Genomic DNA, 13,354 nt, shown 5'->3' on the forward strand with positions numbered 1-13,354 from the left:
ACCCGCCCCGCGACCGGCACCGCCCGCGCGGCCCGCAGCCTCGCCGGTGGCATCAAGCGACTCTCCCAGCCCCTCGGCGGCCGTCCGCGCGCCGTTCAGAGCAGCTTCCGCGTCGAGACCGCTGCCCGTCACCGCCTCGCGCAGGGCGGCAATGGACTCGAGTGGTGCTGTCGCCACTTCTGCAACACCGGCCATCGTTGCGCGCAGGGCCTCGGCCTGACCGCGCGCTTCCTCTGCGTAAGCATTCAGCCCGAGGTCTGGCATCCTGATCGGCTCGGCACTGAATGCCGCCTGAAACGCAGCGCGTGCCTCGGAACCGGCCTCGGTCGCCGACCCCGCGAACGGATTGTCGATCCGGCCGAGTTCCAGATTGCCGATCAGCGAGATGCGCCGCTCGATCCCGAGCGCCTCGAGCCCGCCATTGATCCCCTCGAGGAAGCCGTTGATCCGCTGGCCGACGCCATTGAGCATCGCTTCGACGCCCGCGATCAGCGCATTCGCCGCCTGAAACGCGAAATCCCCGATCGCCGAGGGCAGCGAGCCCCAGAGCACCTTGATCGCGTCCAGCGCCCCCTGGAAGGTGTTCAGCGCCCCGTTTCCGAAACCGACCACCGCTTCCAGCGACGTCTGCAGCGCCTCGGCGATGGCGGCCTTGATATCGGCCCAACTCGCCATTATCGCGAGCCCCATGGCGACGGCGCCGAGCTTCATGCGCTCCCAGACCTCGCGGGCAAGGTCGCCCAGAAGCGAGAGCGCATTGCCGAACCCGCCCGCGCCGCGCACCAGCTGTCCGAACCAGTAGATCAGCTCGCCCGCACCCACGATCAGCGCCCCGATCCCGGTGCGAATTATTGCTCCGCGCAAGAGTGTCAACGCGCCCGCGAGGCTGATCGTGGCGACCTGCGCCGCGACAAACCCCGCAACCCAGCGTGCGGCCATGAAGCCCGCGAAAGCGATGCCGATGGCTGCCAGCCGCTCCATGTTGTCGGCGAGCCCGATCAGTGCCGCGGCCACCGTCGATGAGGCGCCAACCATCTGGTCCCAGGTGCCGACCAGTTGCAGCGCGGCATTGCCGATCAGCGTGAAGGCATCGCCAATGGTTGCCGGCATGCTGTCGGCTTCCGCGCGCAGCAGCTCGAGATTGCCGATCAGCGCAGTTCGGATCACTTCGCCGGTGATCCCGCCCTGCTGGCCGAGGGTGCGCAGGCCCGAGACGGTGGTGCCGAGCTCGGCGGCCAGCAGTTCGGCCAGCCGCCCGCCGTTCTGGATCACGGTGTTGAGGTTGTCCCCGCTGAGGGTGCCAAGCGCCATGGCACGCGACAGCGCGGTCTGGACCGAGGCCGCGCGTTCGGCACGCGCGCCGGAGACCACCATGGCGTTGTTCAGCGCCTCCGTGAAATCCAAGCTTTCCGCCGTCGTCAGCCCCAGCTCGCGCAGCGCCGTGGCGTTGGCAAGCCAGGACTCAGTGGTCTGGCCGAGGCTGGAATAGGTCCGCCGCGCCATGGCGGCGAGCCGTTCCATGACGGCCGCGCCCGCCTCCTGGCTGCCGGTCGCGAGATCGACACGCGAGCGGAGGTCGGTCCACTGGTCGGCATAGGCCACGAGCTGGCGCGTGCTGATCGCAGCGCCGAGGATGCCCATGACCCGGCGCACCACGGCGCCGGTGATGTCGGCCTGCCGCTCGATCCGCTTGAAATTGCGCTCGCCCGCATCGCCGATCCCCTGGAATTCGGCCTTCACCTGCCTGCCGCCCTCGGCGACGAGGCGGACGGAGACGCGTTTCTGGGTCATGGATCAGACTTCCTGACGTGCGGGACACTGCTTGCGGAGCGGGTTCATCAGCCGTGGGACAGAGACGCCCGGTCATCAGCCGTGCTCTGTTCGTTGAACTTGCGGACCATCACGGCCTCGATCACGGGCAGGCATTCGGCCGCGATCAGCGGGTTGACCCCGAGCGCCCGCGCCATTGCCAACCCCGCGGTCATGTCCCAACCCAGAACCACAGTTCCGTCGGCGCTGGATGCGACGCGCAGTTGACCCGTAAGGCGCTGCGCCAGATCCCAGACCTGCCAGCCTTCCGGGGTTTCCGGCTGGTTCAGCCGCGCCGGACAGTCCGGGCACGGCCCTTGGCAGGCTTGGCAGTAGCGATCGCCCCCGCCGATCCACCAGTCGGCAAGGGCGCAGAGACGTTTTTTTCCTGCTCCAGCAGCAGCCATTTCGCGACATAGGCGGACTGGAAGGCATCAAAGGCCGGCCAGATGTCGAGCAGCGCATCAATCCCCTCGGGCGTCACGGGGACCGGGTTGCCCTCGGCGTCGCCGACGCCCTCCCAGTCGAGGACCGCGCGGCGAGCCACGGCCTTGGCCATGATCATCGCCAGCTCTTCGGTCGCGGCCTCGGGCGGCAGCGCCTGGATTGCGGCATCGCCGCGCGCCGAGACCATCAGCGCGGTCGTCAGCGGGCGCACCTGCAGCCGCACGCCCGGCAGCAGGTCGAGCCAGCGTGGCGCATTCGTCAGATCGAGTGTCAGCATGTCAGTAGGTCTCCCGTTCGTTCACCAGCGTGATCGTGCACATGCGCCCCGTCACCGGACCCTTCGCCGCCTGCCAGTCGAAGCTCGCCTGCATGCCCTGCGGCCCGGAAATCTCGATGCGCGGGCGCGGCAGGTAGACGGCGTGCGCCACCAGCGTCAGGCTTTCGCCCGAGGGCAGCGTGTAGGCGAAGTTCATCTCGCAAGGCTCGCCATTGATCGCCTGGTTGACCAGGAGCTGATCTGCAAAGCGCACCTCGATCCGGCCCGTGAGCGCCGCCATGCCGGGATCGGCGCCGTCGATGCGCCCGTCCGAGCGGATGGTCTCGATCCGGTCCAGCGTGTTGGCATAGGTGATCTCGGCCGAGACGATGTTGCCGAGCGGCTGGCCGTCGCGGGTGATCGCCCCGTTGAAATGCCCGAAGCGCTGCAGTTCAATCTCGGCCAGTGTGCCGGCGGCCGAAGTCGTCGCGATAGCCTCGCCCTGCGCCACGAGGCTCGCGGTCGCGGTCAGCAGCCCCGAGCGCTGCATCTGCCAGGACAGCGTATCGAGCACGCATCCCGAATACATCGCAAAGCGCGGCACCTCCGGCATGCCGGTCTCGATGGACATCGACGGCAGCACCCAGCTGCCTGAGCGGAACTCGTGGCTGTAAGGCGCGACAGTGCCGGTGGTGATCGGCTGGCCGAAGGCCGCCTTCAGCCAGAAGCCGAAGGCCTCCGCATCTATCGGCACGACGACATTGCCGTCGGCCGTCAGCGCGTCCTTGATCGGCGCCAGCGGATCGCGGCCGTAACCGAGCAGCTCGCTGTTCAGGAGCGGCTGCTCCGCCCCCAGCGTCGCGCTGGCGAACGGCATCCGTGTGAAGCCGCTCGCGGGCGGCGTGCCATAGGTCGTCTCGAACGCCAGCGCCATCTGCGCCCGCGCCCCCTGGGCTCGTGCCATGGTAGTCTCCTCGGGTTGTCGGGATCAGCCGAGCGGATCGGCCATGGAATAGTGTAGCACCACCGGGATCACGGCGGCCTTCAGGCTGGCCGCACCGTCAACGGGCAGATCGACGGGCCGTGGCGCTTCCGCCTCGACCCAGTCGCAGCGGCCGCCCAGCGTGCGGTCGGCGGAGATGGCCGCGCCGATGCTGGCGCAGAGCGCGGCGAAGGTCGTGTCGCGGTCTGCGCCTTGCACAACGGCCTCGATCTCGGCCCGGTGCTGGTAGTGGTAGCGCAGGGGCGACAGCGTGATCTCGGGCTCCCCCGGCTCGCCGTCGCGCAGGATCAGCAGGCCATCGGCCGGCACGCGCTCTGGCAGCACCTCACCGCGAAGGGCGATGGCGGGCAGCGCCGAGAGCCGCGCGTGCAGCGCGGCGAGGATGGTTTCGCGGGTGGTGGGCATGCTCCCTCACAGGTGTCCGCACCTTGTTGACGGATACGGCTTCGCGCTTTAAGTTCACAGGTGTTCGCACCCTGTGGAGATTCGCGATGGTTTCCGAGAATACGACCCGGGTTTCATTCCGGCTGAAGACAGACATCCACGATCTTATTCAGAAGCTGTCGGCCGATGCTGGCATCGATCCATCCGCGTTCATGCAGCGCGCACTTGAACGGGCGGTCTACGCTCATCTTCCACCTGAGAGGCAAAAGGAACTGGATGATACCGAAGCGCTCTATTCGGTAGCACAGCAGAAGGCACGTGAGGTTTTCAATTCTGGTCGGTTCGATGAGCACTTCACGTTGACGGTGTTCGGCGAGTTGATGACTGATCTGAAGTCCCGAGCGCTATATGAGGAGGTTATCGGTGCTGACGCCTATACCGATGGCGCACCTAGAAAGACGCCGCTGAACATGTATCTCGGCTGGTACATCAAGAACGCAATCGACGCTGAGCCGTTACTGGACGATGCCGGGAAGCCGCGAAGGGCATTCGTCAAGGATCAGCCCATCAAGAGCTACACGCTCTTGAAGTTGGGGAAATCCGCCTCGTCACGCATTTCGCGGAGCTGAACCATGGCTGACCATAAGAAAGTGCTCGCAACGATTGCTGTTGCGACCGATCCAGCGAAACTTCGGACCCTGCGGGAAAACGCACAACGGCTTGGCGTTCCCGAGGTGGAAGAGGCGGCATTCAGGCGGTTGGTCGAAATTCTGCCCGAAGAGGCGCCCGGAAGCATCGAGCATGACTTCTGGAAGACGATCCACGCCTTTGAAGAAATCCTGCGAGATGAACGCGGCAAGACTGTCAGGCTTTCGCGCACCCGACAGAAGATCGAGCGGGTTGGCGTGATGCGCACATTGATCGATTTTGCGGTCAGCAAGACACCAACGGACGGTTTTAACATGCTGATCGAGCGAGCTTTGCCGGAACTCACCGGAGAAGCGCTTGTTCTGAAGCACGCCAGCCACTTCGAACCTGCAGTGTTGGAAGCAGCGAGGTCCAGACTGGAGGGAGCCGGAATCGATACAACCAAGCTGTGGCCCCAAGGCTGAAGCCATGCCTATCGACTGGTCTTAGCGCCTTTCCCACCCGGCCAAGATCAGCCCCGGCACCGCGTCGCGCGCCCGCTCTGCATCGCGCGCCAAGTTCAGCCGCTTCGGCAGCTTGACCTGCGGCACCAGCAGAAAAATTGGCGCGGTGACGAGACCTCGTCCGGTTCTCGAACGCGATGCCACAGCTCGGCCCTTCGTGTTCAGCCGCCCTTCGGCGACCAGCAAGCTCGGCCCCGCTCGCCGATAGACGAACCGCAGCCGCAGGCCCGTGCGGCGTTCCCATTCGCCAGGCGTGATCCTTCCACCCCGCCGTGACGTGCCTGCTGCGGGCGTGGGGATTGCCAGCCAGAACCCGTTTTTAGAGCGGATCAGAGGGCCGGTGTCATGTGCGTTGACGATAACCGGTGCCTTCGACCAGACCAGCGCGGCTGCGTTGAGGCTGGGCCTGCCTTTCGGGAACTGCTCGGAGCGGATGGTGCCAGCAAGGCGCGGCCCAAGCCCGGCGCCGGTGATCTGCGCGCGCCAGGCATCCTTGAGACCGGTCCCTGCAATCCGCATCGCCGTGCTCACTGCCTTCTCGCCTGCCTTCGCCTCGGCGTCGAGCAGGCTGGCAATATCGCCAACGATGCTGATGCCGAGTTTCACGCGGGCCTCAGATCGACGGTCCAGACCAGCCGCTCGCGATCACGGACAGGCTCGCCCTGGATGAGGAAGGCGTCCCCCTCGATCTCGATCCGGTCGCCGGGACGTGGAGCCGAAACCTCGGCCATGCGCAGGTCGATCCGAGTGGTTTCGGACCAGATCCGCGTATCGCCGAAGTCGGTGACCGCATCGGCACGTCGGGCCACGGTGCGCACCAGCACCGGCGCGCCGCCGTCGGCGATGTAAACCGCGTCACGCCCGACGTTCGGATCGGCAAAGAGCGCGTCGAGCGCGATCGCGAGTGCACTCATCACGTCCGCCGCGCGCTGCGCAGCACCTGCGGGCGGGTGCAGATCGGCAAAGGATTGCTCTCGATCTCGAGGCGCACCCATTCGTCCCGGTCACGGTCCGGAATCATGCGTGCGTAGAGCGGCAGGCCGAGCGTGTTCACCGTCTCGAAGGTGTCGGCCGGGGCGTAATAGATCTCGAAGAGGCCCTCGACCCCCTCGGGATAGAAGTAGGCCTTGTCGGTCGGCACGCCGAAGCCGAGGCCGCCCCGGTAGCGGCGGAAGGTGATGCCGCCGAAGCTGACCTCCTCGCCCACGCGCCCGCGCAGATCGGCGGCGGCGGCGGTATTCAGGTAGGTCTCGCGCACCTCCTTGTGGGCGACCAGATCGGCGAAGAAGGCCGAGCCGCATTCGGCGCGCAGCTGGACCTGACCGGCGGCCAGCCCGCCAAGGCTGTCCTCGACGCTTTCGATCAGCGCCTGGCAACGCTTGCGCAGCGCACCCGAAGCGGGGCTCGCGTTGTCAAGGTCGAAGTCGACCTCGGTGGCGGGCGTGATGCCGAACTCGGTGAAGTAGTTCACCACCGTCGCCCCGTCCTTCGGATCCTTCACCACGCCTTGGATGCCGTTGAAGAGGTGGAATTCGAAGGTGGCCTCGGCGTCGTTCCTGAGCCGCCCCAGCTTGCGGGCCACCTCGGTCTGCACCTGCTGGGTGGCGGTTTCCGATCCGTGGTCGCGGATGCCCTGGATTTCCGAGGCCCAGAGCACATCCTGCTTCTTGAACTGCCGGACGACAAAGGCGCGCATCTCGCGGCGTTCCGGCACCTGTTGTTCATAGGCTGAACCGCGCTCGGAGAACGGGATCAGCTGCAGCGTGCCGTCCCGGCTCTCGATCACGACGGTGCGCGAACGCACGCCGCGCGGCCCGAAGAGGTTCGCGCCCGAGAGGATCGCGGGCTTGAAGGGGATGTTCTCCAGCGCGCGGGTCAGTTCGATGAGCGAGAAGGCATCGGCCTCAAAAATGTCCATGGTCGCCATGGGGGTTTCCTTTCGATGGAGAGATCAGCGCAGGAGGATGCCGAGCGCAGTCAGCGCTGCGGTGGCGGCGGCGATCTGCGGTTCCGTTGCACCCTCGGGCCAGACGAGCTCGTAGCGGTTGACGATGGCCGGGCCGCGCAGGACCACGACGGCGGTGGCATCGGCGGCCGTCGAGTCGGCCGGGCCCCAGAGAATGCCGGCGGCGTTCTGGCTGCCGTTCGACGCGGCCGGGGTGAGTTGCGTGAACTTCCCGCCCGTGGTGATCTTGCCCAGCACCGTGCCGGGCTCGAGCTTGCCCGCGCCGGAGGCGAGGGTGACGGTGTCACGGGTGTAGTCGCGCGAGGTTTCCCAGACGAGGAAGCCGCCCGCATGTCTGCCTTCGGTCAGCGTGGTCATGGAAGATCATCCTTTCAGCTTGAAGGTGCGTGCGATCACGTCGCCCCAGGGACGGGCGGTGGGTGTGGGCCCGGGTTGCGGGTGATGGGGGCTGATCTGCGCCTCTGCCTCGGCCCTCGCCGCAAGAAGGCTGCAGCGAACCGCATCGAGGCTGGCATCCTGTTCGAGGAAACGCCCGGCCATCTGCGGCTGTCCCGCAAGGCGGCAGAGGTCGATCACGGCGCGGGCATGGGCGATGGCGTCACGCCGGATGGCGGTTGGATCGATGCCTGTCGCCACAGGGTCGGGAGTCGGCGGTATGCCCGGCTCAGGCTTGGGTTCACATGGGATCGCGGGAGCATCGTCGCCGATCTCGTCGCCTATGACATCCTCGGCGGTCTCATTGCCGTCCTGATCGCTCTCAGAAGCCGGATCGGCGATGGCTTCTGCCAGCGCGGGCGGCGCGTTGCGGAACCGCGCGATGTCGAAGCTGGCTGCAATCCGCACCGGTTCGATCATGCGGGTGGCAAGCCCGGCCTCCAGGGCCGCTCCCGCATCGAACCAGGTCTCGGCCGCCATCAGGGCCGCGATCTCCTCTTCGGTGCGTCCGGACCTTGCCGCATAGCCTCGGACCATGCCGCCCGCGATCTTGTCCATGGTGTCGGCCATCTCGCGCATGTCGGCGGCGGTGCCCATGACCAGCCCCGAAGGGTCGTGGATCATCAGAAAGGCATTCTCGGGCATGACGATCTCGTCACCCGCCATGGCCACATAGGAGGCCGCCGAGGCGGCTACGCCGTCGATCCAGACGGTGATCGTGCCGTCATGCCGCTGCAGGGCATTGTAGATCGCCACCGCATCGAAGACCGAGCCGCCCGGGCTGTTGAGGCGCAGGTCGATCGGCACCCCGTCCGGCAGTGCGCCGAGTTCCGCGAGAAATCCCTTGGCACTGACGCCATAGGCGCCGATCTCGTCATAGATCAGCACTTCCGCGCCTGTGCCCCGGGCGCGGATCGTGTACCAGCTTTTCATCCTGTCACTCCTGTTCGGATTGCGCGTCCGCGTCGGGCCCATCTGTTCCCGGATCGGGCAGCCTTGTGGGCGTGGCCCGCGCGCCTTGCGTCTCGCCGGGGCTGGTCCGGTAGCGGAGGCCCAATTCGGCCGACCGCCGGGCGTCGGCGGCGTTCTCGCGGTCGACCTCCTCGACATCGTAGCCCGTGGCCTCGACCACCTTGCGCCGCGAGGTGATGCCCGCCTCCATTGCCAGCACCTGCGCCTGGATGTCCTTCAACGGATCGACCCAGTCCCATCGGGGCGGGATCCACTGCGCGGCCCTGAACCGGCTGGGCGCGGCCGCAAACCCTGGCAGATCGAGCGCCCCCGCCAGCACTGCGGTTTCCATCCAGCGTGCCCAGATCGGGCGGCAGAACTGGTGCACGATGACACCATGCTGCAATTGGCCGATGCGACGGCGGAATTCGACCAGTTCGGCCCGAAGGCTCGAATAGTTCGCCTGCCGAACATCGCCGGTGACCAGATGATAGGGCAGTCCCAGAGAGGCCGAGACGGCGAGCAGTGTGCGGTACTGGAACGCCTCGTAACCCCCGCCCACATCGGCGGGGCTCGAGAACTTCACATCCTCTCCCGGCAGCAGGACCTGCATCGTGCCGGGCTCAAGGCTTGCAATTGCGGCACCCTCGGGGTCGGCCGCCCCTTCACCCATCATCGGCTCTTCCGGCGCCGTCTTGGTGATGAAGCCCGCGAACATCGCCGCGGTCTTCTTCCGGTCGAGTTCGGCATCATCGTACTGGTCGAGCAGGAACAGCCGCACCATGGCAGGCGCCACATGCGGCAGGCCCCGGATCTGGCCCGCATCGATGGGCCGGTAGATGTGCAGGACGTCCCCGGCCGGCACGCGGACAGTATCCGGCACCGCCACCCGCTGGTCCGTGCTGTCACCCGGATGGCGGCGGCGGAAGTGATAGGCCACACGGCGACCGATACCGTCGAATTCGATCCCGCAGCGGATGCGGTTGCCGGAGGGCAGCACTTCCGTCTTCTCGAAGGGCAGCATCTCCGACTGCAGCAACTGCATCTGCATGGGCACCATAAGCCCGTCCTCGGGCCGACGCGTGCGCAGCCGGACGAAGCACTCGCCTGCCACGAACATCTCGCGCGCAACCATGGCCTGCAGGCCGAAGAAGTCGGTCAGCGCGTCCGCGTCGGCCTCGTCCGTCCAGGCCAGCCAGAGCTTCTGGACATGGTCGCGAAGGCCCGCATCCTCGATCAGAGAGGACGGCTTGATCCCGTCACCGACAAGGTTTGCCGCAAAGGCCTCGCAGGCGTTCGCCGCATAGCCGTTGGTGACCACCAGTTCGCGGGCACGGGCCAGAAGACGCGGACCACCCGAGGCAACCAGCGCGTTGATGTTCTCAAGCGGCGGATTCCAGCCCTTGAGCCGTCGCCGCGCCATGGCCCCTTCGAGCCGGGCGCGCACAGCTGCAGGGCCGCCGGTCGCACCGCCAGCGATGGGCCCGCGGCGGAACCTGTCAAACAGACCCATGCTCAGAGCCCCTTGTCTATCACGACACGGACCTGCCGCACGATCCTTCGCCCTTCGGCTGAAGCGATCTCGCGATCCAGCGCCTCCATGGCCCGGTCGATCTCCGCCACGGAGCGGTAATCCACCGTCTTTCCGTCATAGCTGACCCGGGCCACGCCCGAGGCGCGCTGTGCGGCCAGCGCCTCGCGGCGGGCGCGAAGTTCCGTGATTGTCGCCATGACGGCCCACCTCTATCCTGCCCGTGACCCGTCCTGACCAGGCCCGCCATGACCGACCGGATTGCCCGCCTTCGCATCGAACTGCTGCATCTCGAGCCCTGCATCTGGCGTGAGCTCGAGGTCAGACTGACCACCAACCTCCGCGCCCTGCACGAAGTCATCCAGGCGGTGATGCCGTGGGAGAACTACCATCTCTATGACTTCCGGGTCGGCGACCGGGTCTATGGCGAGCCCGATCCCGAGGACGCGGTCTGGGGCCGCAAGGTCTATCAGGCCAAGGGCATGCGCCTCGGCACGCTGATCGATCGCGGCGTCACCGAGTTCCTCTACACCTACGATTTCGGGGACGACTGGCAGCACCGCGTGCTGGTCGAACACGTCGGCGCGGCCGATCCTGATACTGACTATCCGCTGTTCATCGCGGGCGAGCGCACCGCGCCGCCCGAGGACGTCGGCGGTCCACCCGGCTTCATGGATTTCCTCGAAGCCATCGCGAACCGCCGCCATCCGCAGCACAAGGACATGGTCCGCTGGTATGGCGGTCCCTTCAACCCGGTCGACTTCGGCGAGCCCGAGATCGCGGCCCGCGTTCGTGATCTCGCCGCCCGGCGCAAGGTCTCCCTCGACGCCTTCGCGCGCAGTCGCACGCTGCGACAACAATAGTTCCGAAGGTCAGCCCATATAGGTTGAGCGCACCGTCCGGCGCCGCGGACCCTGTGGCATCCGAGGAAGACCCGAGGGCGTCGGTCCGCTCTCGGCGCGCATCGCGTTCCGGTCCGGGAACTGCCGTTCCAGATCCTGCCATCGGGCTTCCGGCCAGCGATCCGCGCCCGCGATCCAGGCGGCGGCGCGGGCATAGACCCGGCAGTCCAGCGCCTCGTTCCGCTCGCGCAGCTTCTGCCATTCCAGCCGGGCGAAGCCGCGCTTGGTGCGCACCGTCACCAGCTGCTCGGCCACAAACTGCTTCAGCCATTCGTTCTCGACCCAATGCGGCAGATGCACCGATCCCGGCGGAAACGCGGCCCCTTCCGCCAGGTCTTCCTCGGTTGGACGTTCCAGCCGCAGGAAGCGATAGGTCTCGGCCTTGAAGGTCGACACCGCCACGGTCCAGAGCCGCGCGCCGCGCCGCAGGCGTTTCCCGCCCTCGGTCGCATCGACGAAGGTCGGCCCCGATACCGGGCTCGAGCGGTTGAACCCTTCGACGCCCTTGACTGGCGACACCTGTCCAAACCCCTGCGCCCGCGACCAGGAATAGACCGCTGGGGCCTCGTAGCCCGTGTCAATGGCCAGCCGTGCGATGCGCAGATGCGCGCCACGTTCATGTGGCCAGGACCGGTCCAGCAGCGCAGTCAGTTCCGACCACGCGTCATGCCGGTCCGGCCCGCCCTCGATGACGACGTGATCGACAAGCCAGCTTTCCAGCCCTCGGCCCCACGCCCAGACATCGACCTCGATCCGGTCTTTCTGCACGTCGGCCCCGGCAGTCAGGAACAGCCCGCCCGCAGGCACCGTGCCGGATGTCCAGCGCTCGCGCCGGTCGTAGAGCCGCTGCCAGTCCGGCGCCTCCCCGGTCTCGACCCATGTCTCGCCGAGGATCGTGTTGCGGAACGCCTTGATCGCTTCATCCGACCCTTGTGCAGCGTCCCAAGCCCGCACGATCCGCTCCCAGCTCAGCCAGCCGATCGGCGAATAGAGCGCGGAGAGGTGATACCCGACCGTGGTCGGATCGGCGGCCGTGGCGGTCGCCCGCCATTCGCCGCTCTCCAGCATCGCCGTCTTGTGGTGCTCCGCGATTGCCGCGTCGCAGCCCTCGCAGTGATACTCCGCTGTCTCCGGGCGGCCTTTCTGCCAGCGCAGCCGGTCGAACTTCAGCCACTGCATCGCACCGCAATGCGGGCACGGCACGAAGAACCGCCGCTGGTCGCTGGCATCGTATTCCCGCTCAATCCGCGACAGCCCCCGGATCGTCGGGGTCGAAACCAGCAGCACCTTGCGCCGGTGGGCGAAGGTCAGCGACCGCGCCTCGGCCAGCGTCACCGGATCGCCTTCCTCGTCGGCGGAGGCGGGATAGGCGTCGACCTCGTCGAGGAAGATGTACCGCGCCGGGGTGGACCGCAGTCCGACCGCCGAGTTCGCGCCCGTCATGATCAGGATGCCGCCCGCGAACTCCTTGGACAGCATGGTGTTGCCCGCGTCGCGCGAGCGCGCCGGTTTGACCCGCTCGCGCAGCTCCGGGCTTTCGTCGATCAGCGGGTCGATCCGCTGCCGCGAGTTGCGTTTCGCCAGTTCCACGGTCGGTTGGACCGCCAGCATCGGGCCCGGCGCCTGGTGGATGGCAAAGCCGATCCAGTTGTTGCCCGCCTCGGTCGCGCCGACCTGCGCGGCCTTCATGAACACGATCCGCTGCGTGGGATCGCCCGGCGACAGCCGGTCCATGATCTCGCGCATGTAGGGCGTGCGCACCGTACGATACCGCCCGGGTTCGGCCGAGGCGCGGCCCGAAAGCATCCGGTGCCGGTCCGCCCATTCCGAAACGGTCAGGTCGGGGTCTGGCCGCAGCCCGTTGCCCCAGGCGCGCAGGATCTCGCCCGCGCCGTCGAACTCCGTCAGCGCGTCATCTTCACCGGAAGTCGGGCCGGACCTCGGCGAGTTCGTCGAGGTGGGCGCGTACATGTTTCTCCAGCACCTTCTGCATCGCGGCTGGCTCCACGGTGATCTGCTGGCCCGACGCGTCGCGGCACGAGGCCGAAAGCTCGGCCGCCATCAGCGCCGCGGCGCGTGCAGGCCAGTTCACCCACGCGTCCCGTTCCTCCCGCGCCAGCCGGAACACCAGCGCCAGCGCGCGGGCGCGCTCGATCAACTCCCCCTTCAGCTTTTGCAGACGGATGCGCCGCTCCTGCGCCTTCAGCACCTCGTTCGCCGTCTTGGCCTGCAGGAAGGTCGTGCCGCCGCCCACCGTCGGGACAGCCAGCCCCTGTTCGCGCAGCGTGTCGCCGACGGCGGCCACCGCCGCCTCGGGGACGGGCTTCAGCTTCGGCGCGGGTGGCTTTCGCGTCTTCGACGGGTCCGTCGTCTCGGCGCGCCGCGCGTCGCTGGCGGCCGCGTTGATGCTGCCGTCGGGATAGAGGACCAGCCGCTCGGCGGTCTTCGCCTTCTGGATCGCGCCCCGCGACAGGCCGACATGCGCGGCGTACTGGCGCTCGCTCATGCCCTGCATCGAC

Annotated in this window: 17 protein-coding genes; 3 read left to right on the forward strand and 14 right to left on the reverse strand. The window is 67.4% G+C overall.

The genetic code is table 11. The features are described 5' to 3' along the window. From VR71_RS04450 to VR71_RS04470, 5 genes are all read right to left on the reverse strand, one after another. On the reverse strand, positions 1-1,791 hold a 1,791-nt coding region (locus VR71_RS04450; RefSeq protein WP_045681572.1), incomplete at its 3' end, for a tape measure domain-containing protein. 47 nt (positions 1,792-1,838) lie between these two features. Continuing rightward, complete coding sequence (locus tag VR71_RS24625; protein ID WP_296429867.1) at positions 1,839-1,985, reverse strand: hypothetical protein; 147 nt, start codon at positions 1,983-1,985, stop codon at positions 1,839-1,841. A gap of 110 nt (positions 1,986-2,095) precedes the next feature. After that, a complete protein-coding gene (locus VR71_RS04460) occupies positions 2,096-2,533 on the reverse strand; it encodes a hypothetical protein (protein ID WP_045681574.1) in 438 nt (145 codons plus the stop codon). Between the two features lies 1 nt (position 2,534). Beyond that, positions 2,535-3,476 (reverse strand): phage tail tube protein, encoded by a 942-nt coding sequence (locus tag VR71_RS04465; RefSeq protein ID WP_045681576.1) that lies wholly within the window; start codon positions 3,474-3,476, stop codon positions 2,535-2,537. Between the two features lie 24 nt (positions 3,477-3,500). Continuing rightward, complete coding sequence (locus VR71_RS04470; protein ID WP_045681578.1) at positions 3,501-3,920, reverse strand: hypothetical protein; 420 nt, start codon at positions 3,918-3,920, stop codon at positions 3,501-3,503. Positions 3,921-4,006: 86 nt separating this feature from the next. Here VR71_RS04470 and VR71_RS04475 point away from each other — a divergent pair, with 86 nt between their 5' ends. Beyond that, positions 4,007-4,528 (forward strand): hypothetical protein, encoded by a 522-nt coding sequence (locus tag VR71_RS04475; RefSeq protein ID WP_045681580.1) that lies wholly within the window; start codon positions 4,007-4,009, stop codon positions 4,526-4,528. A gap of 3 nt (positions 4,529-4,531) precedes the next feature. After that, positions 4,532-5,011: a hypothetical protein gene (locus VR71_RS04480; RefSeq protein ID WP_045681582.1), complete on the forward strand. Its 480-nt coding sequence runs from the start codon at positions 4,532-4,534 to the stop codon at positions 5,009-5,011. Between the two features lie 21 nt (positions 5,012-5,032). On the opposite strand, the gene VR71_RS04485 is transcribed toward VR71_RS04480, so the two are convergent. The 7 genes from VR71_RS04485 to VR71_RS04515 are packed head-to-tail and all read right to left on the reverse strand — an operon-like array spanning position 5,033 to position 10,133. After that, positions 5,033-5,656, reverse strand: a complete 624-nt coding sequence (locus tag VR71_RS04485) for a DUF6441 family protein (protein ID WP_045681584.1) — start codon at positions 5,654-5,656, stop codon at positions 5,033-5,035. After that, complete coding sequence (locus VR71_RS04490; RefSeq protein WP_045681587.1) at positions 5,653-5,964, reverse strand: hypothetical protein; 312 nt, start codon at positions 5,962-5,964, stop codon at positions 5,653-5,655. The genes VR71_RS04485 and VR71_RS04490 overlap by 4 nt, the downstream gene beginning before the upstream one ends. Beyond that, positions 5,964-6,977, reverse strand: a complete 1,014-nt coding sequence (locus VR71_RS04495; protein ID WP_045681588.1) for a major capsid protein — start codon at positions 6,975-6,977, stop codon at positions 5,964-5,966. Before VR71_RS04495 ends, VR71_RS04490 begins: the two co-directional genes overlap by 1 nt. Positions 6,978-7,001: 24 nt before the next feature. After that, positions 7,002-7,373, reverse strand: a complete 372-nt coding sequence (locus VR71_RS04500; protein WP_045681589.1) for a head decoration protein — start codon at positions 7,371-7,373, stop codon at positions 7,002-7,004. A gap of 6 nt (positions 7,374-7,379) precedes the next feature. Beyond that, positions 7,380-8,384, reverse strand: a complete 1,005-nt coding sequence (locus VR71_RS24630; RefSeq protein ID WP_164609455.1) for a head maturation protease, ClpP-related — start codon at positions 8,382-8,384, stop codon at positions 7,380-7,382. Positions 8,385-8,388: 4 nt separating this feature from the next. Beyond that, entirely contained in the window at positions 8,389-9,915 is a 1,527-nt protein-coding gene (locus tag VR71_RS04510; protein WP_296429869.1) for a phage portal protein, read from the reverse strand. 2 nt (positions 9,916-9,917) lie between these two features. Further along, entirely contained in the window at positions 9,918-10,133 is a 216-nt protein-coding gene (locus VR71_RS04515) for a phage head-tail joining protein (protein WP_045681590.1), read from the reverse strand. A 48-nt stretch (positions 10,134-10,181) separates the two neighbouring features. Between VR71_RS04515 and VR71_RS04520 the strand changes: the two genes are divergently transcribed. Beyond that, the gene (locus VR71_RS04520; protein WP_045681592.1) at positions 10,182-10,796 is read left to right on the forward strand and encodes a plasmid pRiA4b ORF-3 family protein; all 615 of its coding nucleotides are present in this window, start codon (positions 10,182-10,184) and stop codon (positions 10,794-10,796) included. A gap of 9 nt (positions 10,797-10,805) precedes the next feature. Here the strand turns inward: VR71_RS04520 and VR71_RS04525 are convergent, their stop codons facing one another. Further along, the gene (locus VR71_RS04525) at positions 10,806-12,806 is read right to left on the reverse strand and encodes a phage terminase large subunit family protein (RefSeq protein ID WP_045681593.1); all 2,001 of its coding nucleotides are present in this window, start codon (positions 12,804-12,806) and stop codon (positions 10,806-10,808) included. After that, a complete protein-coding gene (locus VR71_RS04530) occupies positions 12,754-13,350 on the reverse strand; it encodes a hypothetical protein (protein WP_045681595.1) in 597 nt (198 codons plus the stop codon). The genes VR71_RS04525 and VR71_RS04530 overlap by 53 nt, the downstream gene beginning before the upstream one ends. Between the last annotated feature and the right edge of the window lie 4 nt (positions 13,351-13,354).

It is taken from the genome of Roseovarius sp. BRH_c41 (assembly GCF_000961715.1).
In the GTDB taxonomy this organism is placed as follows: domain Bacteria; phylum Pseudomonadota; class Alphaproteobacteria; order Rhodobacterales; family Rhodobacteraceae; genus Roseovarius.

What these genes read in the sequence shown, in the direction of transcription:
- VR71_RS24625 (WP_296429867.1), bottom strand. Translation starts at nt 1,985, where the DNA reads ATGACCGCGGGGTTGGCAATGGCGCGGGCGCTCGGGGTCAACCCGCTG.
- VR71_RS04460 (WP_045681574.1), bottom strand. Translation starts at nt 2,533, where the DNA reads ATGCTGACACTCGATCTGACGAATGCGCCACGCTGGCTCGACCTGCTG.
- VR71_RS04465 (WP_045681576.1), bottom strand. Translation starts at nt 3,476, where the DNA reads ATGGCACGAGCCCAGGGGGCGCGGGCGCAGATGGCGCTGGCGTTCGAG.
- VR71_RS04470 (WP_045681578.1), bottom strand. Translation starts at nt 3,920, where the DNA reads ATGCCCACCACCCGCGAAACCATCCTCGCCGCGCTGCACGCGCGGCTC.
- VR71_RS04475 (WP_045681580.1), top strand. Translation starts at nt 4,007, where the DNA reads ATGGTTTCCGAGAATACGACCCGGGTTTCATTCCGGCTGAAGACAGAC.
- VR71_RS04480 (WP_045681582.1), top strand. Translation starts at nt 4,532, where the DNA reads ATGGCTGACCATAAGAAAGTGCTCGCAACGATTGCTGTTGCGACCGAT.
- VR71_RS04490 (WP_045681587.1), bottom strand. Translation starts at nt 5,964, where the DNA reads ATGAGTGCACTCGCGATCGCGCTCGACGCGCTCTTTGCCGATCCGAAC.
- VR71_RS04495 (WP_045681588.1), bottom strand. Translation starts at nt 6,977, where the DNA reads ATGGCGACCATGGACATTTTTGAGGCCGATGCCTTCTCGCTCATCGAA.
- VR71_RS04500 (WP_045681589.1), bottom strand. Translation starts at nt 7,373, where the DNA reads ATGACCACGCTGACCGAAGGCAGACATGCGGGCGGCTTCCTCGTCTGG.
- VR71_RS24630 (WP_164609455.1), bottom strand. Translation starts at nt 8,384, where the DNA reads ATGAAAAGCTGGTACACGATCCGCGCCCGGGGCACAGGCGCGGAAGTG.
- VR71_RS04510 (WP_296429869.1), bottom strand. Translation starts at nt 9,915, where the DNA reads ATGGGTCTGTTTGACAGGTTCCGCCGCGGGCCCATCGCTGGCGGTGCG.
- VR71_RS04515 (WP_045681590.1), bottom strand. Translation starts at nt 10,133, where the DNA reads ATGGCGACAATCACGGAACTTCGCGCCCGCCGCGAGGCGCTGGCCGCA.
- VR71_RS04520 (WP_045681592.1), top strand. Translation starts at nt 10,182, where the DNA reads ATGACCGACCGGATTGCCCGCCTTCGCATCGAACTGCTGCATCTCGAG.
- VR71_RS04525 (WP_045681593.1), bottom strand. Translation starts at nt 12,806, where the DNA reads ATGTACGCGCCCACCTCGACGAACTCGCCGAGGTCCGGCCCGACTTCC.
- VR71_RS04530 (WP_045681595.1), bottom strand. Translation starts at nt 13,350, where the DNA reads ATGCAGGGCATGAGCGAGCGCCAGTACGCCGCGCATGTCGGCCTGTCG.